The sequence below is a fragment of the Polaromonas sp. P1_G2 genome, from assembly GCF_056405515.1.
This window is the reverse complement of record NZ_JBFUBY010001395.1, coordinates 1-410: the sequence shown is the minus strand read 5'-3', so window position 1 is coordinate 410 and position 410 is coordinate 1. Positions and strand designations below refer to the sequence as shown.

Sequence of the window (410 nt, the reverse complement as noted above, 5' to 3'; positions counted from 1 at the left end):
GTTGTGCGGTACGCCTGTGTCTTTGTTACGCTCTTCATACTTTCTCTAAGCATCGCCGGAACTTGGATGCCGGCTTCAATATATCGCCAAAATACGAGCTTGCAGGCGGCGGTGAAGCGAGGCTTACGATATTTCTTCCGTATCCTCGCCTGGGTAGCGCCATCTATTCTGGCGCCATGTTTGGCGATAGTCTCGAGCATCATTCTGGCCTTCGCGCTGCACTCCGATCTCGCAGTGATCGAAAGCGGCGCACTCTCTCCGGTCAACCTGGCGATCATTGCGGCCAATTTCCTGGTTCAGTCGCTTGCCATGACGCTCGTGTCAGTGGTCCTGTGCCACTACTATCTGAAAGGAGAAGGTGTTGACGCGGGCGTTTTTCAGCCGACGCCCGCATCGGCCTATAGTGAAGC

At 55.1% G+C, this 410-nt stretch carries 2 protein-coding genes; one reads left to right on the top strand and one right to left on the bottom strand.

Annotation, left to right across the window (positions count from 1 at the left end):
• A partial coding sequence (locus AC1D0P_RS30740; RefSeq protein ID WP_477680192.1) for a hypothetical protein occupies positions 1-200 on the bottom strand: 200 nt, incomplete at its 3' end.
• On the opposite strand from AC1D0P_RS30740, the gene AC1D0P_RS30735 reads away from it, so the two are divergent.
• Positions 181-410, top strand: a 230-nt coding sequence (locus AC1D0P_RS30735; RefSeq protein WP_477680191.1) for a hypothetical protein, incomplete at its 3' end; no start/stop codon positions are given. The two genes, AC1D0P_RS30740 and AC1D0P_RS30735, sit on opposite strands and share 20 nt — an antisense overlap.